Below are 24,555 nucleotides of genomic sequence, written 5' to 3'. Positions count from 1 at the left end.
AACGAATAGGAATTCCCATGGCAGATATCACCATCAGCCCGGATGAGATCCGCGACGCGCTGAAGGACTTCGTCTCGTCGTACGAGCCGGGCAAGGCCTCCACCACCGAGGTCGGCTACGTCATCGACGCCGCCGACGGCATCGCCCACGTCGAGGGCCTCCCCGGCGTCATGGCCAACGAGCTCATCCGCTTCTCCAACGGCGTCCTGGGCCTGGCCCAGAACCTCGACGAGAACGAGATCGGCGTCGTCGTCCTCGGCGAGTTCTCTGGCATCGAGGAGGGCATGGAGGTCACCCGCACCGGCGAGGTCCTCTCGGTCCCCGTCGGCGACGGCTACCTCGGCCGCGTCGTCGACCCGCTCGGCAACCCGATCGACGGACTCGGCGAGATCGCCTCCGAGGGCCGCCGCGCCCTCGAGCTCCAGGCTCCCGGCGTCATGTCGCGCAAGTCGGTCCACGAGCCGCTGCAGACCGGCATCAAGGCCATCGACGCGATGATCCCGGTCGGCCGTGGCCAGCGCCAGCTCATCATCGGGGACCGCCAGACCGGCAAGACGGCCATCGCGATCGACACGATCATCAACCAGAAGGCCAACTGGGAGTCGGGCGACACGAACAAGCAGGTCCGTTGCATCTACGTCGCCATCGGCCAGAAGGGCTCGACCATCGCCTCGGTGAAGGGCGCGCTCGAGGACGCCGGAGCGATGGAGTACACGACCATCGTCGCGTCCCCCGCCTCCGACCCCGCCGGCTTCAAGTACCTCGCCCCCTACACCGGCTCGGCCATCGGCCAGCACTGGATGTACGGCGGCAAGCACGTCCTGATCATCTTCGACGACCTGTCGAAGCAGGCCGAGGCCTACCGCGCCGTGTCGCTCCTCCTGCGCCGCCCGCCGGGACGCGAGGCGTACCCGGGTGACGTCTTCTACCTGCACTCCCGTCTGCTGGAGCGCTGCGCGAAGCTGTCCGACGAGCTCGGCGCCGGCTCGATGACCGGTCTCCCGATCATCGAGACCAAGGCGAACGACGTCTCGGCCTACATCCCGACCAACGTGATCTCGATCACCGACGGCCAGATCTTCCTCCAGTCCGACCTCTTCAACGCCAACCAGCGTCCCGCGGTCGACGTGGGCATCTCGGTCTCGCGGGTCGGCGGCGACGCGCAGGTCAAGTCGATCAAGAAGGTCTCCGGCACGCTGAAGCTCGAGCTGGCGCAGTACCGCTCGCTCGAGGCCTTCGCGATGTTCGCCTCCGACCTCGACGCCGCCTCGCGCCGTCAGCTCGCCCGCGGCGCCCGCCTGACCGAGCTGCTCAAGCAGCCGCAGTACTCGCCGTACCCCGTCGAGGAGCAGGTCGTCTCGATCTGGGCCGGAACGAACGGCAAGCTCGACGAGGTCCCGGTCTCCGACGTGCTGCGCTTCGAGCGCGAGCTCCTGGACTACCTGGGCCGCAACACCCAGGTGCTGAACACCCTCCGCGACACCAACGTGCTCTCCGACGACACCGTCGCCGAGCTCAACCGTGCCGTCGACGGCTTCAAGCTGGAGTTCCAGACCGGTGAGGGCAAGCCGCTCGCCTCGGTCGGGCGCGAGGAGCACCAGGCCATCGCGGCCGACGAGGTCGGCCAGGAGAAGATCGTCAAGGGCCGTCGCTGACCAGCGGCACCCCGACGATTCGCCACTTTTAGAACAACAGGAGACACATGGGAGCGCAACTCCGGGTCTACCGGTCGAAGATCCGCTCGGCCCAGACGACCAAGAAGATCACTCGGGCCATGGAGCTGATCTCGGCCTCGCGCATCCAGAAGGCGCAGAACCGCGTCGCTGCCGCGGCGCCGTACTCGAACGCGATCACGCGCGCCGTGTCCGCTGTCGCGACCTACTCGAACGTGGAGCACCCGCTCACGACCGAGCGCGAGAAGCTGGACACGGCCGCGATCGTGATCTTCACCTCCGACCGCGGCCTCGCCGGCGCGTTCTCCTCGAGCGTGCTCAAGGAGGCCGAGGATCTGGCCGCGCTGCTGCGCAGCGAGGGCAAGGAGGTCGTCTTCTACCTGGTCGGCCGCAAGGCGAACGCGTACTTCTCGTTCCGGAAGCGGGCCAGCGTCCGCGTCTGGACGGGCGGCACCGACCAGCCCGTGTTCGAGACGGCGAAGGAGATCGCGGACGCGGTCGTCGAGTCGTACAACCTCGATGACGAGGAGGGCGGCGTGGACGAGATCCACCTCGTCTACAACCGCTTCGTCAGCATGGTCACCCAGCAGCCGACCGTCGTCCGGCTGCTGCCGCTCGAGGTCGTCGAGGGCGCCGAGGAGCAGAACAGCGAGCTGTACCCGCTCTACGAGTTCGAGCCCGACCCCGAGACGGTCCTCGACCGCCTCCTGCCCGTGTACGTCGAGAGCCGCATCTTCAACGCGATGCTGCAGTCGGCGGCCTCGGAGCACGCGGCACGCCAGAAGGCCATGAAGTCGGCGAGCGACAACGCGGACACGCTGATCAAGACCTACACGCGTCTCGCCAACAACGCCCGCCAGACCGAGATCACGCAGCAGATCGCCGAGATCGTCGGCGGCGCCGACGCCCTGTCCTCCTCCAAGTAAGAGGGCTCCGCTCCACACAGTTTCGACTCCGCCCTCCGGGAGCGGTGAGACCACAGAAGGAAGTAGCAATGACACTGACCGCACCTGAGGCGGCGACCGGGACGTCGGGCGGGGCCATCGGCCGCATCGCCCGCGTCACCGGCCCCGTCGTTGACATCGAGTTCCCCCACGACGCGATCCCCGAGGTCTACAACGCGCTCTACACGCACGTCGAGGTCGAGGGCGTCTCGAGCAAGCTGACCTTCGAGGTCGCGCAGCACCTGGGCGACGACCTCGTCCGGGCCATCTCCCTGAACCCCACCGACGGACTCGTCCGCGGCCAGGAGGTCCACGACACCGGCCTGCCGATCTCGGTCCCGGTCGGCGACGTGACCAAGGGCAAGGTCTTCAACGTGATCGGCGAGGTGCTCAACGCCGACGCCGACGGGAAGATCAACGGCGAGTCGTTCGAGATCACCGAGCGCTGGCCCATCCACCGCAAGCCCCCGCAGTTCGATCAGCTCGAGTCCAAGACCGAGCTGTTCGAGACCGGCATCAAGGTCATCGACCTGCTCACTCCGTACGTGCAGGGCGGCAAGATCGGCCTGTTCGGCGGCGCGGGCGTCGGCAAGACCGTCCTCATCCAGGAGATGATCCAGCGCGTCGCGCAGGACCACGGTGGAGTGTCCGTGTTCGCCGGCGTCGGCGAGCGCACCCGTGAGGGCAACGACCTCATCGCCGAGATGGAGGAGGCGGGCGTCTTCGACAAGACCGCGCTCGTCTTCGGCCAGATGGACGAGCCGCCGGGAACGCGTCTGCGCGTCGCCCTGTCGGCACTGACCATGGCGGAGTACTTCCGCGATGTGCAGAAGCAGGACGTGCTGCTCTTCATCGACAACATCTTCCGCTTCACGCAGGCCGGCTCGGAGGTGTCGACCCTCCTGGGCCGCATGCCCTCCGCGGTGGGCTACCAGCCGAACCTCGCCGACGAGATGGGTGTGCTCCAGGAGCGCATCACCTCGACGCGCGGACACTCGATCACCTCGCTGCAGGCGATCTACGTCCCCGCCGACGACTACACGGACCCGGCGCCGGCGACCACCTTCGCTCACCTCGACGCGACCACAGAGCTCTCCCGCGAGATCGCGTCGAAGGGCCTCTACCCGGCAGTCGACCCGCTCACGTCCACCTCGCGCATCCTCGACCCCCGCTACCTGGGCGCCGACCACTACCGCGTGGCGACGAACGTGAAGCAGATCCTGCAGAAGAACAAGGAGCTGCAGGAGATCATCGCGATCCTCGGTGTCGACGAGCTGTCGGAGGAGGACAAGATCACGGTGTCGCGTGCGCGCCGGATCCAGCAGTTCCTCTCGCAGAACACCTACATGGCGAAGAAGTTCACGGGTGTCGAGGGCTCGACCGTCCCGCTGAAGGACACGATCGAGTCGTTCGACGCGATCACCAAGGGCGAGTTCGACCACGTGGCCGAGCAGGCGTTCTTCAACGTCGGCTCGATCTCGGACGTCGAGGAGAAGTGGACCCAGATCCAGAAGGAGAACGGCTGATCATGGCCGGGACCCTGAAGGTCAGCGTCGTGTCCGCGAACGCCGAGGTGTGGTCCGGAGAGGCGAAGCAGCTCACGGCTCGCACCGTCGAGGGCGAGATCGGCATCCTCGCCGGCCACGAGCCGATGCTCGCGATCCTCGCCACCGGCGAGGTGCGCGTCACGGCCCTGGACGGAACGCGTCTCACCGCGCAGGCCGACGACGGCTTCCTGTCCGTCGAGAACGACGTGGTAACCGTGGTCGCCCGTCAGGCATCGCTGGTCTAGTACACCGCCGCTCACCGCGGCACGGAGGGGCCGGACGATCATCGCGATCGTCCGGCCCCTTCGTCGTGCCGCCCGTCCCTCTTCTCCGAAGGAGTCCTGTGCACGTCCTGCTGCCACCGTCCGAGACGAAGCGCGACGGCGGCGACGAGCCGTTCGTGCTCGAGTCGCTCGCCTTCCCCGAGCTCCACCCGAAGCGGCGCGAGCTGGCGGAGGCGCTGATCGCGCTGGCCGGGGACCGCGAGCTCTCGGCCCGGGCGCTGAAGCTCGGTCCGCGTCAGCTCGGCGAGATCGATCGCAACGCGGCGCTCGCGACCGCGGCAGGCCTCCCCGCGGTCGACCGCTTCGACGGGGTGCTCTTCGATGCGCTCGACGCGCGCAGCCTCGATCCCGGTGCACGGGAGGTGCTCGGTCGGACGGCGATCGTGCAGTCCGCGCTCTGGGGGCCGATCCGCGCCCTCGACCTGATCCCTGCCTACCGTCTGTCCCACGACTCCCGTGTCCCGGGGAGGCCGCTCAAGCGCTGGTGGGCAGCGGAGGCCGGGCGGGTGCTGAGCGCGCTCGACGGGCTCGTCCTCGATCTGCGGAGCGAGGCGTACGCGGCGCTCGGACCGGTTCCCGCGGGCGAGGGGCGGTTCTTCGTCCGCGTCCGCTCGCGCGGGGCCGACGGCGCCCTCCGGTCGCTGAACCACTTCAACAAGCAGGGCAAGGGGCGCTTCGTCAGGGCGCTGGCGGAGGACCGGGTGGCGACGGAGTCACTCGGCGAGCTCTCGGCGTGGGCGGCCGGGCGCGGGTTCCTGCTCGCCGAGAACCGGCACACGGGAGAGCTCGACCTCGTCGTGCCGGAGTCGTAGGCGTCAGCGTCGGCGCCAGCAGCCGGTGAGGTGATCGTCGACGACTCCGGCCGACTGCATCAGCGCGTACGCGGTGGTCGGTCCGACGAAGCGGAGCCCCGCGGCCTTCAGCGCTCGCGCGAGCGCCGTCGACCCGGGCGTCGTCGCAGGGACGTCGGCGGCTCGGACCACCCGGTCCTCGACGTCCGGATCGTGGAAGGACCACACGAGCTCGTCGAGCGCGCCCTCGCCTCTCTGCTCGAGGAGCGCGAGCACGGCCCGGGCGTTGTCCCGGGTGGCGATGATCTTCGCGCGGTTCCGGATGATGCCGCTGTCCTCCATCAGCCGCTCGACATCGGTGTCGTCGTACCGGGCGACCCGGGCCGGATCGAAGCCGTCGAAGGCCTCGCGGAACCTCGGCCGCTTGCGGAGGATCGTGATCCAGGAGAGGCCGGACTGGAACGCCTCGAGGGAGATCTTCTCGAACAGCAGGCGATCTCCGTGCAGCGGGGTGCCCCATTCCTCGTCGTGATAGCGGCGGTACTCCGGATCCGCGCCGCTCCAGGCGCAGCGGACCAGGCCGTCCTCTCCCTCGACGAGTCCGTCGGCCGTGCTCATCGGTGGGGGATCCCCTCGTGATCGAGAAGCCAGGCTTTCGTGGCGACGCCCTCGCCCGCGCTGAAGCCGGTGATCCGTCCGTCGCTCGCGAGGACGCGGTGGCAGCCCACGATGATCGGCACCGGGTTCGCACCTACCGCTCCGCCGATCGGCCGGCCCGCCCGGGGGCGACCGGCGGCCGTGCCCAGTGCGCCGTAGGAGGTGATCTCCCCGAAGCCCAGAGCCTGGAGCCGCTGCCAGATCTCGAGCTGGAAGGGCGTGCCGCGCAGAGCGACCGGCAGATCGAAAGAGCGGCGGGTCCCGTCGAAGTACTCGTCCAGCTGCTCGACGGCCCGCAGGAGCACCGGGAGGTCCGACTCCGGGAGGTGCTCGTGCGGGAGCAGACCGGCCTGCTCGATGGCGAGCGAGACGATCGCATCGCCGTCGCTGCCCACCTCGATGCGGCCGAGGGGGCTCGTCGTCCGTCGGACGTGAAGGGGAGTCGTTCTCATGCGTCGAGAGTATCCGCGGGACTCCCCACCGACCGGCGGGAATCGGACACCGGTGCAGAACTCGGCCGATCGGTTCCTGTGGAGGGATTCCTGGGGGCCGGAGGGCGCCATCCGTGCGCCGGCGATTCGGTGTCGATGGGACCTCTCCCTCCACAGGCGGCGATCTCGAGATCCTTCCGATGATCCCGAGGGCCGTCGCTCCCGGCGGGTGCGAGGGTCGGCAGGATCGCAGCATGACCTCCTCAGCGCTCCTCCTCCACCCCGCTCCCGCCTCGCGTGTCCCGGCCTCACCCGACGACGCCGCCCTGTTCCACGCCGCTCACGGGTCCCGGCGGGGTGCGGCCGAGGCGAGCCTCGTGCTCGTCCCGTTCCGGGCCGGCGCGCCGAGCGGCTCGCTCCGCTTCGAGCTATCGGGGGCGGATCCGTCCCTGATCGCGCGGGCCAGCCTCGGTGCGCTCGGCCGGTTCGGGCGGGTGCAGCGAGCACTCGCGCTGGTGCATCCCGGCGAGGCGGGTCCGGAGTCGTGCGAGGGACTCGTCGCCGCCCTCGAGGAGCGTGCGCGCCGGCTCCCCGGCCTCGCCCTCCGCGTCGCCGTGCTCCCGTCGTCCGGCCGCGACGACGGGCTCGAGGCCGGCGACCGGGACGACCCGCGAGCGGTGGCCGCCGCGGTCGACCGTCTCCTCGACCGCCACCCGCGGGCCGAACTGCCCGACGTGCTGTTGCACGGCGTCGACGACCTCGTCCGGCGAGCTCTCACCGGTCCCGATCCCGAGGTCCGGCCTGCGGGCCTGGCTGCGCTCGTCGTGGCCGTGCAGCGCAGCCGCGGTGCGGACCGCGTGCTGCGGTCGGCGCGGAGCGGTGACCCCGGCGCGGCGGGAGCGCTCGCCCCGCTGCTCCGCCGTGCCGCCGTCGTCGCACCCGCGAGCGAGCGAGCCGGAGTGCTCGTCCTCCTCGCGCGGATCCTGGCCGGTGAGGGCCGTGCCGACGAGGCCGGACGGCGCGCCGACGAGGCCGTCGCTCTCGATCCGCACCACGCAGGTGCGCGCCGGGTCGCGGCCGCACTCGCCGCCGATCGGCGGGAGCGCGCCGCGTGAGGGCGCTAGAGCCGCGACCAGGCCTCGGTGAGCACGCTCCGGAGGATCTGCTCGATCTCGTCGAACTCGCGCGGGCCGATGGTGAGCGGCGGCGCGAGCTGGACGACGGGATCGCCGCGGTCGTCCGCCCGGCAGTACAGCCCCGCGTCGAAGAGCCCCTTCGAGAGGAATCCGCGCAGCAGCCGCTCCGACTCGTCCTCGTCGAACGTCTCCTTCGTCGCCTTGTCCTTCACCAGCTCGATGCCGAAGAAGTAGCCGTCGCCCCGGACGTCGCCGACGATCGGCAGGTCGAGCAGCTTCTCGAGCGTGGACCGGAAGACGGGCGAGTTCTCTCGCACGCGCTCGTTCAAGCCCTCCTCCTCGAAGATGTCGAGGTTCTCGAGCGCGACCGCGGCCGAGACGGGGTGGCCGCCGAAGGTGTAGCCGTGCGGGAAGACGACCTGACCGTGGCGGAAGGGCTCGTAGATCCGATCGCTGACGATCGTCGCGCCGATGGGGGAGTAGCCGCTGGTCATCCCCTTCGCGCAGGTGATCATGTCCGGCACGTAGCCGTACTCGTCGCAGGCGAACATGTGCCCGATGCGGCCGAACGCGCAGATCACCTCATCGGACACCAGCAGCACGTCGTGCTTGTCGCAGATCTCGCGGACCCTCTGGAAGTACCCGGGAGGGGGCGGGAAGCAGCCGCCCGAGTTCTGCACGGGCTCCAGGAACACGGCGGCCACCGTGTCCGGCCCCTCGAACTCGATCATCTCCTCGATGCGGTTCGCCGCCCACAGGCCGAACGCCTCCAGGTCGTCGCCGTGCTCGGGAGCCCGGTAGAAGTTGGTGTTGGGGACACGGAAGCCGCCCGGCACCAGCGGTTCGAACATCGACTTCATCCCGGGGATGCCCGTGATCGCGAGCGCTCCCTGGGGAGTGCCGTGATACGCGACCGAGCGCGAGACGACCTTGTGCTTGCCCGGCTTGCCCTGCAGCTTCCAGTAGTGCTTGGCGAGCTTGAAAGCCGTCTCCACAGCCTCGCCGCCGCCGGTCGAGAAGAAGACCCGGTTCAGGTCGCCCGGCGCGTGGTCGGCGAGCCGGTCGGCCAGCTCGATCGCCGAGGGGGTCGCGTAGGACCAGAGCGGGAAGAAGGAGAGCTCGGACGCCTGCTTCGCCGCGGCCTCCGCCAGTCGGCGCCGCCCGTGTCCCGCATTGACGACGAAGAGGCCGGACAGGCCGTCGAAGTACTTGCGCCCGGTGCTGTCCCAGATGTGGTGTCCCTCGCCGCGAGTGATGATCGGCACGCCCGCGCCCGAGTCCATCGTCGACTGACGGGTGAAGTGCATCCAGAGGTGGTCCTTCGCCTTCTTCTGCAGGGAGGCGTCGTCGATCCCCCCTGGCGCGTCGGTCCCGCGGACGGGATCGCCCGACTCGAGGCCGGAGGTCGAGAAGGCTGTCTCGGTGGTCATCTTTTACCGCGTTCCCCAGTTGTAGAACTGCTTGTGGAGCTTCAGATAGACGAAGGTCTCGGTCGAGAGCACGCCGGGAAGCGACCGGATCTCCTGGTTGAGCAGGGCGATCAGATCGTCGTCGTTCTCGCACACGACCTCGGCGAGGATGTCGAAGGAGCCGGCTGTCAGCACGACGTAGTCGACGGCGGGGATGGAGGCGAGCCGGTCCGCGACGTCGCGGGTGTCGCCGGTGACGCGCACACCGATCATCGCCTGGCGGTAGAAGCCGAGCTGCATCGGATCCGTCACCGCGACGATCTGCATGACGCCCGACTCCGTGAGCTTCTGCACCCGCTGCCGGACGGCCGCCTCGCTCAGGCCCACGGCCTTGCCGATCTCGGCGTACGAGCGCCGACCGTCCGCCTGCAGCTGCTCGATGATCGCCTTCGACACCTCGTCGAGCTGGACAGGACGCTGAGAGGGTGGGCGAGACGGGGCCATGCGGCGATTCTGGCAGTCCACGGGGGCCCGGGCAAGTGGATCCGCACGTCGGAGCTCGCTCCGGCATCGGATCCGGTGGTCTAAGCGTGGTCCCGTCTGCGCGACGGACATCGGGCGACAGCGATGGCGGCCGGCTCGGCGGAGGGCCGTCAGCGACTACCATCGGGAGGCGGCCGGGCACCCCTGGAGCCGGCGGTCACGGGCCGTCGGACCGGACGGGCGCGGGCCACGGGGATGCGAGGAGCAGCGATGACGCAGATCGGCCGCAGCCGCGCGTCCGTCACCGTCCCCGTCTCCGCCTGGAGCTCCGACGCGCCCTCGGCCGAAGTGACCCTCGGCTGGGCCGCGCGCACCGAGACCGGCCACGTGCGCAGCGCGAACGAGGACAGCTACCTCGCCAAGAGCCCGCTCTTCGCTGTCGCCGACGGGATGGGCGGGCACGCGGCAGGAGAGGTCGCCAGCGACGCGGTCGTGTCGCGCCTGTCCACCGCGGCGCTCGGCGCGACCGTCGGAGCGGAGGAGATCGACCGGGCGCTTCGGGAGGCGGTCGGGGACATCGCCCGGCAGTCGCACACGGCCGACGTCGGCACCGGGACCACGGTCACCGGGATCGCGCTCACGGTGGTCGGGGGAGAGCCCTACTGGTCCGTCTTCAACATCGGCGACTCGCGCGTGTACCTGAGCGTCGCCGGGACCCTCGTGCAGCTCACCGTGGACCACTCCATCGTCCAGGAGCTGGTCGACGCGGGCCTGATCTCCCGCGACGAGGCCGACGTGCATCCGCACAGCAACGTGATCACCCGCGCGGTCGGCTTCCACGAGGCGCCCGTCCCCGACTACCGGCTCGTGCCCGTCCTCGCCGGATCGCGTCTGCTGATCTGCTCGGACGGACTCACGAAGGAGCTGACCGATGCCGGCGTCGGCCACCTGCTCAGCGGCACCGGCTCCGCTCAGGAGGCGGCCGACGCCCTGGTCGACGCCGCGCTGGACAACGGCGGGCGCGACAACGTCACCGTGATCGTCGTCGACGTCCTCGCGGTCACCGGCGACGAGGAGGCCGGCGCACCGGTCTGACGAGCAGCGCTCCGGCATGGGACGGCCGCGGTGGCGGTGCCGCCGGACCGCCCGCACACGCCGAACGGCCGTACGACGGTCCTGCGCCTGCCGGTTCGCGTCGGGTTCGGCCGGCTCGGGGCTCCCCGCGCCGGCGCTGGGTACGATGGTGAGCGGAAGGGCGTTCTCGGTGATCTGCAGCACGTGTGGCTCCAACCTCGCTCCCGGGGCGATCCTCTGCGGCGAGTGCGGTTCGTCGGTGGCGGCGCATGCCACGACGGGTTCGTCCCGCCCCTCGTCCTCCGGCGACACGACGGTCCTCGACCCGTCCCGCCGTGCCTGGCTGCCGGGCCTGGCCCCCGGCCGGCACCGGCGTCCCGCCCCCGGCGCACCGATGGCGCCGCCCTCGCAGGGGCTCGTGCGCCTCAGCTTCGCGACCGGGCAGCACGCGATCGTGACCGGCAACGGCCTGATCGGACGCCAGCCGCTCCCGGACCCCAACGAGACGTTCCGGCACATCCTCGCTATCCCGGATCCGTCGCGATCCCTCTCCAAGACCCACCTCGAGTTCGGCTTCGACGAGGGCGGGCTCTGGGTCAGGGACCGCTGGTCGGCCAACGGGTCCGTGCTGGTCGCGCCGACCCAGGCGCCGCTCCCGCTCGAGGCCGGCCGCCGCTACCGCGCGAAGCTCGGCAGCCGGATCCTGCTCTCCTCGGTCGAGATGGCGGTCGAGCGCGTCGACGGGTCCGCCGGCGGCTCGGGACGCCCGCCCCTCACCCGCTGACGGCACGGCCTCCGGGGACCGAATCGGCGGTCGACACGGCCTCCGGGTGCGGAATTCGTGACGATCATGTTTCCGGATGAGCGTTCTCCTCCGTTCGCCGTGACAGGCGGATGAGCGCTGTGCCAGTATTTCCCCACGTTCGGCCCCCGAGGCACGAGCCCCGACGCAGTCAGGAGCCCCCGCCATGACCCGTCCCCTCCCGAGGGATCCCGTCCTCCGCCGGGCCGTCGCCGCGGCACGCTCGCACGAGCGCGAGCGCCGGGCGGTCCTCTCGCGTCGGGCGGTCCTCGGCGGGATCGGCCTCGGAGCGGGTGCCCTCGCCCTGGCCGCCTGCGCCCCGCAGACCCGTGCCGCTCCGACCGCCGCCGCCGACGGATCGGCCGGCGACCCGCGCCTGGTGTGGGACAACTGGCCCGCCTACATGGACGAGGACGACGACGGGAACCACCCCACGCTCCAGGGCTTCGAGGAGCAGACGGGCATCGCGGTGACCTACAACGTCGCCGTCGACGACAACAACTCGTACTACGGCAAGGTGAAGGACCAGCTCGCGCTCGGGCAGTACATCGGCGCCGACACGGTCTGCCTGACGGAGTGGATGGTCTCGCGCCTGGTCCGCCGCGGCTACGTGCAGGAGCTCGACCACGCGAACATCCCGAACATCGCCAACCTCACCCACTCGCTGGCGAACCCCGACTTCGATCCGGGCCGCCGGCTCTCCCTCCCGTACCAGGCGGGGTTCTCGGGCATCTGCTGGAACAGGGAGAAGCTGCCGAAGGGCCTCTCGAGCATCGAGGAGCTGTGGGATCCGTCGCTCCGCGGCCGCGTCGGCGTGCTGAGCGAGATGCGCGACACGATCGGGCTCATCATGCTCGCTCAGGGGACGGACATCGCCGGCTCCTGGGGCGACGACGAGTACATGAACGCGATCGACGTCTTCCGCGGGCAGGTCGACGCCGGACAGATCCGCAACATCAAGGGGAACGCGTACCTCAACGACCTGCAGAACGAGGACACCCTCGCGGCGATCTGCTGGTCCGGCGACATCACCCTGATCAACGCCGAGGCCGGCGACAAGTGGGAGTTCGCCTTCCCCGACTCGGGCGGCGCGCTCTGGAACGACACCTTCGTGGTCCCGATGGGCTCCGAGCGCAAGGCCAACGCCGAGGCCCTGATGAACTACTACTACGAGCCCGAGGTCGCCGCCGAGGTGGCCGCCTGGGTCAACTACATCACCCCCGTGGATGGAGCGAAGGACGTCATGGAGAGCATCGATCCGGAGCTGGCCGAGAACCAGCTGATCTTCCCCGACGAGGACACGCTCGCGCAGGCGCACGTGTTCCGGACCCTGACCGCCGCGGAGGAGAAGGAGTACCAGGCCGAGTTCCAGAAGGTGCTCCTGGGCATCTGATGGCGATCGGGACCTTCGCCGAGAGCGGCGCCGACCTCCAGCTGGTCGGGATCAGCAAGCAGTACCCGGGCTTCACGGCCATCGACTCCCTGGACCTCACCATCCCGGCGGGCTCCTTCTTCGCCCTGCTGGGCCCCTCGGGCTGCGGCAAGACGACGACGCTGCGCCTGGTCGCCGGGCTCGAGGAGCCCTCCGCCGGCCGGATCCTCATCGGCGGGCGGGACGTCACCGAGACGAAGACGTACCAGCGGCCCGTCAACACCGTGTTCCAGTCGTACGCGCTGTTCCCGCACATGTCGATCCTCGAGAACGTCGCCTTCGGCCTGAAGCGGCGGAGGATCGCCGACCCCGTCGGCAAGGCGCACGAGGCGCTCCGCCTGGTCGAGCTCGACCACCTCGCCCAGCGCCGCCCCGCGCAGCTCTCCGGTGGTCAGCAGCAGCGGGTCGCCCTCGCACGCGCCCTCGTCAACCGGCCCGCCCTGCTCCTGCTCGACGAGCCGCTCGGCGCCCTCGACCTCAAGCTCCGCCGGCAGATGCAGCTGGAGCTCAAGTCGATCCAGGAGGAGGTGGGCCTCACCTTCCTCCACGTCACGCACGACCAGGAGGAGGCCATGACGATGGCCGACACCGTCGCGGTGATGAACAAGGGCAGGATCGAGCAGATGGGCGCGCCGGAGGAGCTCTACGAGCTCCCGCGCACCGCGTTCGTCGCGAACTTCCTCGGCCAGTCCAACCTCTTCACGGGTGAGGTGGTCGGCAGCACCGACCGCGCACTCACCGTCGACGCGGGCGGGCACCGGATCGTCGTGCCCGTCGCCCGCTGCGCCCGCACGAGCGGGGAGATCACGGTCGGCGTCCGCCCCGAGAAGCTCCTGCTGCTGACGCAGGAGCCGCCGGCGGACTCCGGCCGGAACGTGCTCGGGCCCGGCCGCGTGGTCGACGTCTCCTTCAGCGGGGTCAGCACCCAGTACACGATCCGGATGCCGGGCCTGGGCCCGGTGGTCGTCTTCGCGCAGAACATGGTCTTCGGGCCGGTCGTCGGCGTGGGAGCGGAGGTGTGGGTCGGCTTCAGCACCGAGCACGGCTTCGGACTCGCGGACGAACCGGGCTCGGTCCCGCGCTTCGAGGCGGACGACTCCACCAGCGCCATCGCCGTGCAGCGCCGGGGGCTCCTGGCCGGTCGCAGCGGGGGAGCGTAGGCATGGCCTTCGCCGCCTTCGCCACGGGGCAGGCGGATCCTCAGGACGCTCCGGTCCGCCGGCGGTCGACGATCGCGCTGGTCCTGCTGCTGCCGGGCATCGCCTACATGCTGCTGTTCTTCCTGGCGCCGCTGATCTCGCTCGTGCTCACGTCCTTCCAGGCCGAGGTGCCGGACGGGGACATCGGCGAGTACGCCCCCGGCTTCGCCTGGCAGAACTACCTCGTGGTGATGGGCGACTACTGGCCACACGTGCTCCGCTCCTTCGGCTACGCGCTGATCGCGACGGTGCTCGCGCTGGTGATCAGCTACCCGCTGGCCTACTTCATCGGAGTGAAGGCGCGGCCCTGGCCGCTGCTGCAGAACCTGCTCCTCACGCTGGTGATCGCGCCCTTCTTCATCAGCTTCCTGCTCCGGACGCTGGCGTGGAAGCAGATCCTCGCGGACGAGAGCCCGCTCGTGCAGGCGCTCAAGGCCGTGGCGGTCCTGCCGAGCGACGGCCACCTCACGGGGACGCCGATCGCCGTGATCTTCGGCATCACCTACAACTTCATCCCGTTCATGACGATGCCGCTGTACACGACGCTCGAGCGCCTCGACGTGCGCTTCCTGGAGGCCGGGTCGGATCTCTACGCGCACCCCGCCTCCGTGTTCTGGAGCGTGACCGTCCCCCTGTCGATGCCGGGCATCGTCTCGGGCACGCTGCTGACGTTCATCCCCGCGGCGGGCGACTACATCAACGCGAGCCGGGACTTCCTCGGCTCGTCGCAGACCTCGATGGTGGGCAACGCGATCGAGGCGAACTTCCTCACGCTCGAGAACTACCCGGCGGCCGCCGCGCTCTCGATCGTGCTGATGGCCGTGATCCTGGTCATCGTCGGCTTCTACGTGAAGCGCAGTGGAACGGAGGACCTCCTGTGACCGCGACGGCCGACCGTCCGCTCGCGAGCGCCCAGGAGGCGCTCGGCGCGCCGCCCCCCGCCCCGATCCGGGGCCGCCGCCGCTTCCGGGGCCTCGGGCTCGGCGTCTACACGGCGCTGGCGCTGCTCTTCCTGCTCATCCCTATCGGGTACACCTTCGTCTTCTCCTTCAACGACTCGGGGAAGAGCAACCTCGCCTGGCGCGGTTTCACCCTCGACAAGTGGGTGTCGGCCTGGACCAGTGAAGAGGTGATGACCGCCTTCGGGAACAGCCTGCTGGTCGGTGTGATCGCCACCGTGCTGGCCACTGCGCTCGGCACCATGATCGCCATCGCGCTCGTGCGGTTCCGCTTCCGGTTCCGGTCGGCGATCAGCCTGCTGCTGTTCCTCCCCATGGCGACTCCGGAGGTGGTGCTCGGAGCCGGCCTCGCCGCGCAGTTCCTCAGCGTGGGCGCCGAGAAGGGACTGGTCACGATCGTGCTGGCGCACACGATGTTCTGCATCAGCTTCGTCGTGGTCACCGTGAAGGCGCGGGTGGCGAGCCTGGATCCGAAGCTGGAAGAGGCGGGACGCGACCTCTACGCGTCGCCGAACCAGGTCTTCTGGCGGATCACCTTCCCGCTGCTGCTGCCCGGCATCCTCGCCGCGGCGCTGCTCTCGTTCGCGCTGAGCTTCGACGACTTCATCATCACGAACTTCAACTCCGGATCGGTCACCACGTTCCCGAAGTACATCTACATCGCGGCGGCGCGCGGCATCCCGGCGGAGGCGAACGTCATCGCGTCGGCGGTGTTCGTCCTGGCGATCCTCGTGGTGGTGATCACGCAGGTCTCCGCGGCGGCCCGGGCGAAGCGCCTCACGCGCGAGCAGTAGCTCAGGGTGTGCCGGGAGGTGCGGTCAGACGTAGGAGGCACGGATCGCGCCGACCGGGCGCCCGCCGCCCGACACGACCGGGTTCAGCCGCACCAGCACGTCGTTCGCCGCGGTCCGGTCCACCGCGTCCGCCTCGACCAGGAGCTTCAGCGCGACCACGGTCGCGGCGCGCAGGCTCCCGTCGAGGATCTTCAGGGCGACGGTGGTGCCGTCGGGCGAGGCCATCACGAGCACGCCCTCGGCGCCGAGCTTGGCGACCAGGCCCAGGCGCTCGATCACGACGGTGTTGTCCCGGCCCGGGCCGTCGATCGCCCACGCGTTCTCGAGGATCGCGGCCGTGAGGACGCCGGCCTGGCGGTAGAGGCCGAACGGTGAGGCGGGGGAGGAGGACACGATCCGCGAGACGCCCTTCGCCAGCGCGGTCAGAGGAAGGGCGTGCACGGGAGCTCCGCAGCCGTCGATCCCCGAGGCCACGACGCGCTCGCCGGTGAGGCGCTCGATCGTGTCGACGATGTGCTGCTGCAGCGGGTGCGTCCGCTCGAGGTAGTCCTCGGTGCTCCAGCCGTTCTGCACGCAGGCCAGCAGCATCGCCGCGTGCTTGCCCGAGCAGTTCATGTAGAGCGGGTCCGGAGTCGCGCCCGCCCGCAGCAGCTGAGCGCGGGTCCCGGAGTCGCCGGGCCAGTCGGCCGGGCACTGCAGGGCGGTGTGGTCCAGGCCGGCGCGGAAGAGCAGGTTCTGCACCAGCGCCACGTGCTGGGGGATGCCGGCGTGGCTCGCGGTGGCGATGACCGCCTCCGCGCCGTTCAGCTCGACTCCGGCGGTCATCACCGCGAGGGCCTGGAACGGCTTGAGGCAGGAGCGGGGGAAGACGGGAGCCGTCGGGGTGCCGAGGCTGCGGGCGACGCGGCCCTCGGAGTCGAGGAGGACGGCGGAGCCGGCGTGGCGCGACTCGACGAACCCGGATCGCTCGACGACGGCCAGCTCGACGGACTCGGCGACGGTGAAGGTTCCTGCTGGCATCCCCCCATCCTGCCCGATGCGCCGACCGGTCCCGCGCTCCCGGAGACGCCGAAGGCCACCGGGGAGCGCCTCGGCGCCCGCGGTGGCCTTCGGAGGATCGCGCCTAGAGGGTGGCGAACGCGTCGGCGATGACCGACACGGCGTCGTCGAGCAGCTCGTCGGTGAGGGCGAGGCTCGGCAGGAAGCGGACCACGTTGCCGTAGGTGCCGGCGCTCAGCACGAGGACCCCGTGCTGGGCGGCGTAGTCGATGATCGCCTGGACCGCGACGGCGTTCGGCTCCTTCGTGGTGCCGGCGGTGCCGGGCTGCACGAGCTCCATCGCCATCATCGCGCCGATGCCGCGGACGTCGCCGATGATGTCGTAGCGCTCCTGCAGGCCTCGCAGCGCCGCGCCCAGGCGGGCGCCGATCCGGTCGGCCTCGGCGAGGAGGCCCTCGCGCTCGATGCGCTCGAAGACCGCGACGGCGGCGGCGGCGGCGACGGGGTTCCCGCCGAAGGTGCCGCCCAGTCCGCCGGCCTGCGCCGAGTCCATGATCTCGGCGCGACCCGTCACGCCCGCGAGCGGCAGGCCGCCGGCGATGCCCTTGGCCGAGAGGACGAGGTCGGGGACGAGGCCGAGGTGCTCGCTGGCGAACCAGGCGCCGGTGCGGGCCATGCCCGACTGGATCTCGTCGGCGACGAAGACGATGCCGTTGGCCGTGCACCACTCCTGCAGTGCCGGGAGGAAGCCGTCGGCGGGGACCATGAAGCCGCCCTCGCCCTGGATGGGCTCGGCGACGAGGCAGGCCAGGGCGGACGCGCCGACGGTCTTCTCGAGGTACGAGATCGCGCGCTGGGCGGCCTCGGCTCCCGACAGGCCGTCGTGGTACGGGTACGAGCTCGGCGCACGGTGGACGTCGCTGGCGAAGGGTCCGAAGCCCAGGCCGTAGGGCAGCGCCTTGAAGTTCATGGCCATCGTGAGGTTCGTGCGTCCGTGGTACGCGTGGTCGAGCACCGCGACGCCGGGGCGGCCGGTGTGCTTGCGCGCGATCTTGACGGCGTTCTCGACCGCCTCGGCACCGGAGTTGACCAGGACGGTCTTCTTGGCGAAGTCGCCGGGGGTGTGCTGGGCCAGCAGCTCCGCGACGCGGATGTAGGGCTCGTACGGAGTGACGGTGAAGAGGGTGTGCGTGAGGCGCGCGAGCTGCTCCGCGGCGGCCGCGACGACGGAGTCGTCGGTGTGCCCGATCGTCGTCACGCCGATGCCGGCGCCGAGGTCGATGAAGCTGTTGCCGTCGACGTCGACCAGGATCGCGCCGTGCGCGCGGTCGATGTAGACGGGGAGCGCGGTGCCGACGCCGGTGGGCACGACGGCGAGGCGGCGCTCGTGCAGGGCCCGGGATCGCGGCCCGGGGATCTCGGTCGCGACGCGCCGCTCCTGGGGGACTGCGGACGTGGGAACCTGGGGGGCGAGCGTGTCTGTCATGGTCCTCGGAGTCTACCCGCGGGGGTTCCGCGTCCAGAGGTCCAGACCGGCGCGACCGGCCTGATCCACCGCCGTCGAGGAGGAGCCCGATGAAGTCCGAGCACGAGTACGCGGTGTCCGTCGTCTGGGAGGGCGACCGGGGCACCGGCACGAGCGGCTACCGCGAGTACGGGCGCCAGCTGACCGTCACGGCGGAGGGCCCGGCGCCCATCCTCGCCTCGGCCGACACGCCCTTCCGGGGCGACGCCGACCGCTGGAACCCGGAGCAGCTGCTCCTCGCGGCGCTCGCGCAGTGCCACCTCCTCTCCTACCTGCACGTGGCGGTCAAGAACGGAGTCGTCGTCACCGGCTACACGGACGACGCGGTGGGCTCGATGCTGCAGGAGGGGGAGAGCGGCCGCTTCACCTCGGTGACCCTCCGGCCCCGCGTCACTGTCGCCGAGGAGTCGATGGTGGCGATCGCCCAGACGCTGCACGCCGAGGCCTCCCGGCTCTGCTTCATCGCCAACTCGGTGAACTTCCCCGTCTCCCACGAGCCGGAGGCGTCCGCGCGCTGAGGCTCAGCGGCGCTCGTGCGGGAGCGCCCGGCGGATGCGCTCGACCGTGGTCGTCGGCGGCGACTCGTTGTACGCACCGGCGAGCTCCTGCCCGGAGAGCGCGTGGACGGCCGCCATCACCTCGTCGGTGGCGTGGCGTCGGGCGCGGCCGGAGTCGGCGGAGCCGTGCCGCGAGAGGTCCAGCGGAGCCCCGAAGCGGACCGTGATCCGGTGCAGGCGCGGCACCCTCGTGCCCACCGGCTGGAGCTCCTGCGTGCCGATCATGCCGACGGGGACCACCGGCGCGCCCGTGGTGAGGGCGAGCCACGCCACTCCGGTGCGGCCCTTGTAGAGGCGCCCGTCGCGGGAGCGGGTGCCCTCGGGGTAGACGGCGAACGCCTCGTCCCGCTCGAGGATCGCCCGGCCGAGGTCCAGCGCCTCCTGAGCGGCCTGGCCGGCGCCGCGCTCGACCGCGACGGCTCCGACGCTCGTGAAGAACGCGCGCGAGAGGGCGCCCCGCACGCCGGTCCCCGTGAAGTAGTCCGACTTGGCCAGGAACTGCACCGGCCGCGGGGCGAGCAGCGTCAGCACCGGGGAGTCGATGAACGAGAGGTGGTTGGCCGCCAGGATCACGCGTCCCTCGGCCGGGACGTTGTCGCGCCCCTCCACGATCGGCCGGTAGACCAGCCGGCCGACGCCGCCGATGGACAGGCGCGCCAGACGCGCGGAGAGGCCGATCCCCGGGGGAGTCGGCCTCTCGTGGTCGTCGTCGATCCGCATTCCGACGAAGCTACCGGGGCGTCCATGCCGCTCCGGTCATGCGGCGGATCAGCCGAACTGGGCGAGCGCCTCCTCGATGACCGTCGCAGCGTCGTCGATGAGCTCCTCGCTGATGACCACGCTCGGCATGATCCGCAGCACGCTGTCCCAGCTGCCCGCGTCGAGGACGATCACGCCGTTCGTGGTGGCGTGCTTCAGGATCGCGGTGAGCGCCTCCGGGTACTGCTTCTTCGTGCCCGGGTGGACGAGCTCGACGCCCCACATGGCGCCCTTGCCGCGGACCTCGCCCACGACCGCGAAGCGCTCGGCCCAGTCGCCGATCCGCGCCTGCAGCAGGCGCTCGACCCGCTGCGCCTCCTCCAGCAGGCCCTCGGACTCGATCGCCTCGAACGTCGCGAGCGCCGCGGCGGTGGAGACGGGGTTGCCGCCGAACGTGCCGCCGATGCCGCCGGGCTGCACGGCGTCCATGATCTCGGCGCGGCCGGTGACGGCGGCGAGCGGGAAGCCGCCGGCGATGCCCTTGGCCGTCGTGATGAGGTCCGGGACCACGCCGTGGTGCTCGATGGAGTACCAGGTGCCGGTGCGGGCGATGCCGGCCTGGATCTCGTCCGCGACGAGGACGATGCCGTTCTCGGTGCAGAACTCGGACAGGCGGCGGAAGTAGCCCGGCGCCGGGATGATGATGCCGCCGTCGCCCTGGATCGGCTCGACGAAGAGCGCGGCCAGCTCCTGCGCGCCGATGTGGGTGGTGATGTAGTCGATGGTGCGCTCGGCCGCCTCCTCGCCCGTCATGCCCTCGGGGTCGCGGAACGGGTAGCTGATCGGGAGGCTGTAGATCTCTCCCGGGAAGGGGCCCATGCCCGCGCGCTCCGGCCAGGGGCGGTAGGTCATCGCCATCGTGAGGTTGGTGCGGCCGTGGAAGGCGTGGTCGAGCGTCGCGATGGCGCGGCGGCCGGTGAACTTCCGCGCGATCTTGACGGCGTTCTCGACCGCCTCCGCGCCGGAGTTCACCAGGATCGAGTGCTTCTCGAAGTCCCCGGGGGTGATCTCGGCGAGCTTCTCGGCGACCCGGACGTAGTTCTCGTACGGAGTGACGGTGAAGAGGGTGTGCGTCAGCTTCTCGGCCTGCGCGGCGGCCGCCGCGGCGACCGCGGGGTGCGCGTGGCCGATGGTGGTCACTCCGATGCCGCAGCCGAGGTCGATCAGGCGGTTGCCGTCGACGTCGACCAGGACCGCGCCCGACGCGTGGTCCATGTAGATGTTCGCGAGCGTCCCGGCGCCGCGGGAGACGCTGGCGACGCGGCGCTCCTGGAGGGCGACGGAGCGCGGGCCGGGGAGCTCGGTGACGAGCTCTCGGGACTGGGGGACCGAGAATTCACGCATTCCCCGATGGTAGGCCTGGGACCGTTCGAGGACCCGCACCCAGCGCGTTGCGAGGCGCGCCGTGCAGGATGGAGGCGATCCCCGAACGTCCACCGGCCGCCGCCGGTCACGAAAGGTGCCCCTGTGCGCAGAACCCTCGCGATCCTCGCCGTCCTCGGCGCCTCCCTGAGCCTGGCGGCCTGCACCCCCGGGGAGCCGGATGCAGCGCCGTCCGCCTCCGCCACCCCGCTCGGCTGCGCGACCGAGGGCGAGGCGACCGCCGCGGTGCAGACCAGCGGCGATTTCGCCACCAAGCCGGTCACCGTGTTCCCCAGCCCGGTCAGCGTGGACGTCACCGAGCGCTCGGTCGCGATCGAGGGCACCGGCGAGGAGGTCGCCGAGGGCGACACCGTGCTGGTCGACTACACGCTCTACAACGGGACGAGCGGTGCCGAGTTCTCGGCGAGCAGCTACGCGTCCGGTGGCCGCGCGGCCTTCGAGGTCGACACCGACCAGTACCTCGCCGGCCTCGTGAAGGCCGTCAACTGCGCGACCGTCGGCTCGCGCGTCGTCGCCGTCGTTCCCCCGGCCGACGCGTTCGGCGACGCCGGGCAGAGCCAGTTCGGCATCGCCGCGACCGACTCGATCGTCATGGTGATCGACGTCGAGCAGATCGTGCCGACCGCCGCCGACGGCGAGCCGCAGCCCCCGGTCGACGGCCTGCCGACGGTGGCGCTCGCCGAGGACGGGGCGCCCACCGTCACCATCCCCTCGACCGACCCGCCCGCCGACCTGCAGCTCGCCGTCCTCAAGAAGGGGAGCGGCGCGACCGTGGCCGACGGCGACCAGCTGATCGTGCAGTACCAGGGCGTGGTCTGGGGCACCGGCGAGGTGTTCGACCAGAGCTGGGGGAAGCCCGCTCCCGCCGCCTTCGGCACCGGCGACGTGATCGAGGGCTTCAAGGAGGCCGTCGTCGGCCAGACCGTCGGCTCGCAGGTGCTGGTCACCATCCCGCCGTCGAAGGGCTACGGCGACCAGGGCAACCAGAACGCGGGGATCAGCGGGACCGACACCCTCGTCTTCGTGGTCGACATCCTCGCCATCAGCTGACCGGGAGGCGCTGGGTGCTCCGTGCCAGGATGGGCGGATGCGCAGGGTCATCATCCTCGGCTCGACCGGGTCCATCGGCACGCAGGCTCTCGACGTCATCGGCGCGAACCGCGAGCGGTTCGAGGTCGTCGGCCTCGCCGCCGGCTCGAACCGGGCGGCGGTCGCCGAGCAGGCGTCCGCGTTCGGCGTCGAGCACACGGCGTTCGGCGCGGAGGAGGCCGAGCAGCTGATCCGCTCGGTCGACGCGGACGTCGTGCTGAACGGGATCACCGGCTCGGTGGGGCTCGGCCCGACGCTCGCGGCGCTCGAGGAGGGCAGGACGCTCGCCCTCGCCAACAAGGAGTCGCTGATCGTCGGCGGCGAGCTCGTCACCTCGCTCGCCGGTCCCGGCCAGATCGTGCCGGTCGACTCCGAGCACTCCGCGATCGCCCAGGCCCTCCTCGCGGGCGAGCACCGCGAGGTCCGCCGCCTCGTGCTGACCGCGTCCGGCGGGCCGTTCCGGGGACGCGACCGCGCCTCCCTCCGCGACGTCACCCCGGCGCAGGCGCTCGCGCACCCGACCTGGGACATGGGCCTGGTCGTCACGACCAACTCCTCCACCCTGGTCAACAAGGGGCTCGAGGTGATCGAGGCGCACCTGCTCTTCGACGTCCCCTACGACCGGATCGACGTCACCGTGCACCCGCAGTCGGTGATCCACTCGATGGTCGAGTACGTCGACGGCTCGACGGTCGCCCAGGCCTCGCCGCCGGACATGCGGCTCCCGATCTCGCTCGGCCTCGACTGGCCGCATCGCGTCGCCGGGGTCGGCGTCCCGCTCGACTGGACCCGCTCCCACTCCTGGACGTTCGAGCCGCTGGACGAGGAGGCGTTCCCCTCGGTCCGGCTCGCGAAGCGCGTCGGGGAGGCGGGCGCCTCCTACCCGGCCGTGTTCAACGCGGCGAACGAGCAGGCCGTGCAGGCGTTCCACGCCGGGCGGATCGGCTACCTCGACATCCTCGAGACGGTGGAGGCGGTGGTCGACGCGCACAGCGTCGACGGCGTGCTGACCCGCGAGTCGCTGGCCGCGGCGGAGGAGTGGGCGCGCCGCACGGCGGACGAGCGGATCGCCGGAGTCTGACCAGGGGTCATCCGGACGGGCTCCGTCTCCGCGGACCCGTGTCGGCGGACGTCGCTCCGCTGATCCGCTCGGCCGCGGAGTTCATCGGATCCATGCAGGCGCACCCCAGCGTGGACGGGCGGGCCCGGCCTACAGTGTGTCGGTGGAATCCGTGCTGCTCTTCGTCCTCGGCGTCGTCATCATCGCCGTCGGCGTCGCCCTCTCCATCGCCCTGCACGAGGTCGGGCACCTCCTCCCCGCCAAGCTGTTCGGGGTCAAGGTCACGCAGTACATGATCGGGTTCGGGCCGACCCTCTTCTCCCGGCGCCGCGGCGAGACGGAGTACGGCGTCAAGGCGATCCCGCTCGGCGGCTACATCGCCATGATCGGCATGTACCCGCCGAAGCACCCGGGGGACCGGCCCACGGAGTCGAGCACCGGCTTCTTCAACGGCCTGGCGTCCTCCGAGGCCCAGCTCGAGGAGCCCCGGCGCGGCGCCTACGCCACGATGATCGACGAGGCCCGCGCCGCCAGCGCCGAGACGATCGGCGACGGCGAGGACCACCGCGCGTTCTACCGGCTCCCCGTGTGGAAGCGCGTGATCGTCATGGCCGGCGGCCCCTTCATGAACCTCGTGATCGCCACGGTCCTCTTCACCGTCCTCCTCTGCGGCATCGGGATCCCGCAGAGCACCAGCACCCTCGCCGCGGTCTCGCAGTGCGTGGTCCCGGAGTCGCAGCGCGCGACCGCGACCTGCACCGCCGACGACCCGCTGGCACCCGGAGCCGCGGCCGGCCTGCTGCCGGGCGACACGATCACGGCGATCGACGGCACTCCGGTGAGCACCTGGAACGACCTGACCCCGATCATCCAGCGCTCCGCGGGCGTCCCGCTCAGCGTGTCCGTCCAGCGCGACGGCGCCCCGCTGACCCTCACGATCACCCCCGCCGAGAACGAGGTCGCGGTGACCGACGCGAACGGCGCCCCCGTCACCGACGCCTCCGGTGCGATCGAGACGCAGACGGTCGGCTTCATCGGCATCTCGCCCACGTCGGCCCTCGCGCAGCAGCCGGTCACCGCGGTGCCCGAGACGGTCTGGTCGAACATCACCAGCGTCGCCCATGTGATCCTCAACCTGCCGCAGCGCCTCATCGACGTCGCCCAGGCGGCGTTCGGCTCGGAGGCGCGCGACGCCAACGGCCCGATCAGCGTCGTCGGAGTCGGCCGGATCGCGGGCGAGATCGCCGCCTCCGACCAGCTCCCCGTCGTGTCGAAGGTGCAGACGATGGTCGGCGTCCTCGCCTCGCTCAACGTCGCCCTCCTCGTCTTCAACCTGGTGCCGCTGCTCCCCATGGACGGCGGCCACATCGCCGGCGCCCTCTGGGAGGGCCTGCGCCGCCGGATCGCCAAGCTCTTCGGACGCCGCGACCCCGGCCCCGTCGACATCGCCCGCCTGCTCCCGCTCACCTACGTCGTCGTCCTCGTCCTCGGCGGCATGAGCGCCCTCCTCATCTACGCCGACATCGTCAAGCCGATCACGCTGTTCTGAGTTGGATACCACGCCGGGC

The 24,555-nt window shown here is 71.0% G+C and carries 24 protein-coding genes; 16 read left to right on the top strand and 8 right to left on the bottom strand.

What is annotated here, in order from left to right; genetic code table 11:
- The first annotated feature begins 17 nt into the window (after positions 1 to 17).
- From atpA to C5C55_RS01740, 5 genes are all read left to right on the top strand, one after another.
- Positions 18 to 1,655 (top strand): F0F1 ATP synthase subunit alpha, encoded by a 1,638-nt coding sequence (gene atpA, locus C5C55_RS01760; protein ID WP_104232702.1) that lies wholly within the window; start codon positions 18 to 20, stop codon positions 1,653 to 1,655.
- Positions 1,656 to 1,702: 47 nt separating this feature from the next.
- The gene (locus C5C55_RS01755; RefSeq protein ID WP_104232701.1) at positions 1,703 to 2,599 is read left to right on the top strand and encodes a F0F1 ATP synthase subunit gamma; all 897 of its coding nucleotides are present in this window, start codon (positions 1,703 to 1,705) and stop codon (positions 2,597 to 2,599) included.
- A 68-nt stretch (positions 2,600 to 2,667) separates the two neighbouring features.
- Positions 2,668 to 4,143, top strand: coding sequence for a F0F1 ATP synthase subunit beta (atpD, locus tag C5C55_RS01750; RefSeq protein WP_104223025.1), 1,476 nt, complete (start codon positions 2,668 to 2,670; stop codon positions 4,141 to 4,143).
- A 2-nt stretch (positions 4,144 to 4,145) separates the two neighbouring features.
- The gene (locus C5C55_RS01745) at positions 4,146 to 4,409 is read left to right on the top strand and encodes a F0F1 ATP synthase subunit epsilon (protein WP_104223026.1); all 264 of its coding nucleotides are present in this window, start codon (positions 4,146 to 4,148) and stop codon (positions 4,407 to 4,409) included.
- A 98-nt stretch (positions 4,410 to 4,507) separates the two neighbouring features.
- The gene (locus C5C55_RS01740) at positions 4,508 to 5,260 is read left to right on the top strand and encodes a YaaA family protein (RefSeq protein ID WP_104232700.1); all 753 of its coding nucleotides are present in this window, start codon (positions 4,508 to 4,510) and stop codon (positions 5,258 to 5,260) included.
- A 3-nt stretch (positions 5,261 to 5,263) separates the two neighbouring features.
- On the opposite strand, the gene C5C55_RS01735 is transcribed toward C5C55_RS01740, so the two are convergent.
- Entirely contained in the window at positions 5,264 to 5,857 is a 594-nt protein-coding gene (locus C5C55_RS01735) for a DNA-3-methyladenine glycosylase I (RefSeq protein ID WP_104232699.1), read from the bottom strand.
- A complete protein-coding gene (locus C5C55_RS01730; protein WP_104223029.1) occupies positions 5,854 to 6,348 on the bottom strand; it encodes a methylated-DNA--[protein]-cysteine S-methyltransferase in 495 nt (164 codons plus the stop codon). The genes C5C55_RS01735 and C5C55_RS01730 overlap by 4 nt, the downstream gene beginning before the upstream one ends.
- A gap of 233 nt (positions 6,349 to 6,581) precedes the next feature.
- Between C5C55_RS01730 and C5C55_RS01725 the strand changes: the two genes are divergently transcribed.
- Positions 6,582 to 7,442, top strand: coding sequence for a hypothetical protein (locus C5C55_RS01725; protein ID WP_104232698.1), 861 nt, complete (start codon positions 6,582 to 6,584; stop codon positions 7,440 to 7,442).
- Positions 7,443 to 7,447: 5 nt separating this feature from the next.
- Here the strand turns inward: C5C55_RS01725 and C5C55_RS01720 are convergent, their stop codons facing one another.
- Positions 7,448 to 8,893: an aspartate aminotransferase family protein gene (locus tag C5C55_RS01720; protein ID WP_104223031.1), complete on the bottom strand. Its 1,446-nt coding sequence runs from the start codon at positions 8,891 to 8,893 to the stop codon at positions 7,448 to 7,450.
- Between the two features lie 3 nt (positions 8,894 to 8,896).
- On the bottom strand, positions 8,897 to 9,376 hold the full coding sequence (locus C5C55_RS01715) for an Lrp/AsnC family transcriptional regulator (RefSeq protein ID WP_104223032.1): 480 nt from the start codon (positions 9,374 to 9,376) through the stop codon (positions 8,897 to 8,899).
- Between the two features lie 249 nt (positions 9,377 to 9,625).
- Here C5C55_RS01715 and C5C55_RS01710 point away from each other — a divergent pair, with 249 nt between their 5' ends.
- The 6 genes from C5C55_RS01710 to C5C55_RS01685 all read left to right on the top strand — a co-directional run bounded on the left by C5C55_RS01710 (position 9,626) and on the right by C5C55_RS01685 (position 15,615).
- Positions 9,626 to 10,450: a PP2C family serine/threonine-protein phosphatase gene (locus C5C55_RS01710; protein ID WP_104225583.1), complete on the top strand. Its 825-nt coding sequence runs from the start codon at positions 9,626 to 9,628 to the stop codon at positions 10,448 to 10,450.
- A gap of 238 nt (positions 10,451 to 10,688) precedes the next feature.
- Positions 10,689 to 11,213 (top strand): hypothetical protein, encoded by a 525-nt coding sequence (locus C5C55_RS01705; protein WP_104232697.1) that lies wholly within the window; start codon positions 10,689 to 10,691, stop codon positions 11,211 to 11,213.
- 184 nt (positions 11,214 to 11,397) lie between these two features.
- A complete protein-coding gene (locus C5C55_RS01700; RefSeq protein ID WP_104232696.1) occupies positions 11,398 to 12,624 on the top strand; it encodes a PotD/PotF family extracellular solute-binding protein in 1,227 nt (408 codons plus the stop codon).
- The gene (locus C5C55_RS01695) at positions 12,624 to 13,823 is read left to right on the top strand and encodes an ABC transporter ATP-binding protein (protein ID WP_104232695.1); all 1,200 of its coding nucleotides are present in this window, start codon (positions 12,624 to 12,626) and stop codon (positions 13,821 to 13,823) included. The genes C5C55_RS01700 and C5C55_RS01695 overlap by 1 nt, the downstream gene beginning before the upstream one ends.
- Positions 13,824 to 13,825: 2 nt before the next feature.
- Positions 13,826 to 14,743 (top strand): ABC transporter permease, encoded by a 918-nt coding sequence (locus tag C5C55_RS01690; RefSeq protein ID WP_104232694.1) that lies wholly within the window; start codon positions 13,826 to 13,828, stop codon positions 14,741 to 14,743.
- Between the two features lie 65 nt (positions 14,744 to 14,808).
- The gene (locus C5C55_RS01685; protein WP_181067749.1) at positions 14,809 to 15,615 is read left to right on the top strand and encodes an ABC transporter permease; all 807 of its coding nucleotides are present in this window, start codon (positions 14,809 to 14,811) and stop codon (positions 15,613 to 15,615) included.
- Between the two features lie 24 nt (positions 15,616 to 15,639).
- Here C5C55_RS01685 and C5C55_RS01680 read toward each other — a convergent pair whose 3' ends face one another.
- Positions 15,640 to 16,635 (bottom strand): asparaginase, encoded by a 996-nt coding sequence (locus tag C5C55_RS01680; RefSeq protein ID WP_104223039.1) that lies wholly within the window; start codon positions 16,633 to 16,635, stop codon positions 15,640 to 15,642.
- A 103-nt stretch (positions 16,636 to 16,738) separates the two neighbouring features.
- Entirely contained in the window at positions 16,739 to 18,100 is a 1,362-nt protein-coding gene (gabT, locus tag C5C55_RS01675; protein ID WP_104223040.1) for a 4-aminobutyrate--2-oxoglutarate transaminase, read from the bottom strand.
- A gap of 89 nt (positions 18,101 to 18,189) precedes the next feature.
- Between gabT and C5C55_RS01670 the strand changes: the two genes are divergently transcribed.
- Positions 18,190 to 18,657, top strand: coding sequence for an OsmC family protein (locus tag C5C55_RS01670; protein ID WP_104232692.1), 468 nt, complete (start codon positions 18,190 to 18,192; stop codon positions 18,655 to 18,657).
- A 3-nt stretch (positions 18,658 to 18,660) separates the two neighbouring features.
- On the opposite strand, the gene C5C55_RS01665 is transcribed toward C5C55_RS01670, so the two are convergent.
- Positions 18,661 to 19,416: a 1-acyl-sn-glycerol-3-phosphate acyltransferase gene (locus C5C55_RS01665; RefSeq protein ID WP_104223042.1), complete on the bottom strand. Its 756-nt coding sequence runs from the start codon at positions 19,414 to 19,416 to the stop codon at positions 18,661 to 18,663.
- Between the two features lie 48 nt (positions 19,417 to 19,464).
- Complete coding sequence (locus tag C5C55_RS01660; RefSeq protein ID WP_104232691.1) at positions 19,465 to 20,799, bottom strand: aminotransferase class III-fold pyridoxal phosphate-dependent enzyme; 1,335 nt, start codon at positions 20,797 to 20,799, stop codon at positions 19,465 to 19,467.
- A gap of 123 nt (positions 20,800 to 20,922) precedes the next feature.
- Between C5C55_RS01660 and C5C55_RS01655 the strand changes: the two genes are divergently transcribed.
- The 3 genes from C5C55_RS01655 to C5C55_RS01645 all read left to right on the top strand — a co-directional run bounded on the left by C5C55_RS01655 (position 20,923) and on the right by C5C55_RS01645 (position 24,536).
- Complete coding sequence (locus C5C55_RS01655; protein ID WP_181067725.1) at positions 20,923 to 21,888, top strand: FKBP-type peptidyl-prolyl cis-trans isomerase; 966 nt, start codon at positions 20,923 to 20,925, stop codon at positions 21,886 to 21,888.
- Positions 21,889 to 21,925: 37 nt separating this feature from the next.
- Positions 21,926 to 23,008: a 1-deoxy-D-xylulose-5-phosphate reductoisomerase gene (locus tag C5C55_RS01650; protein ID WP_104232689.1), complete on the top strand. Its 1,083-nt coding sequence runs from the start codon at positions 21,926 to 21,928 to the stop codon at positions 23,006 to 23,008.
- A gap of 142 nt (positions 23,009 to 23,150) precedes the next feature.
- Positions 23,151 to 24,536 (top strand): RIP metalloprotease, encoded by a 1,386-nt coding sequence (locus C5C55_RS01645; protein ID WP_258062217.1) that lies wholly within the window; start codon positions 23,151 to 23,153, stop codon positions 24,534 to 24,536.
- Positions 24,537 to 24,555 lie beyond the last annotated feature (19 nt).

It is taken from the genome of Rathayibacter sp. AY1C2 (assembly GCF_002931195.1).
Lineage (GTDB): Bacteria > Actinomycetota > Actinomycetes > Actinomycetales > Microbacteriaceae > Rathayibacter.
The sequence above is the reverse complement of the archived record's forward strand: the minus strand, read 5'-3'. Positions and strand labels throughout refer to the sequence as shown.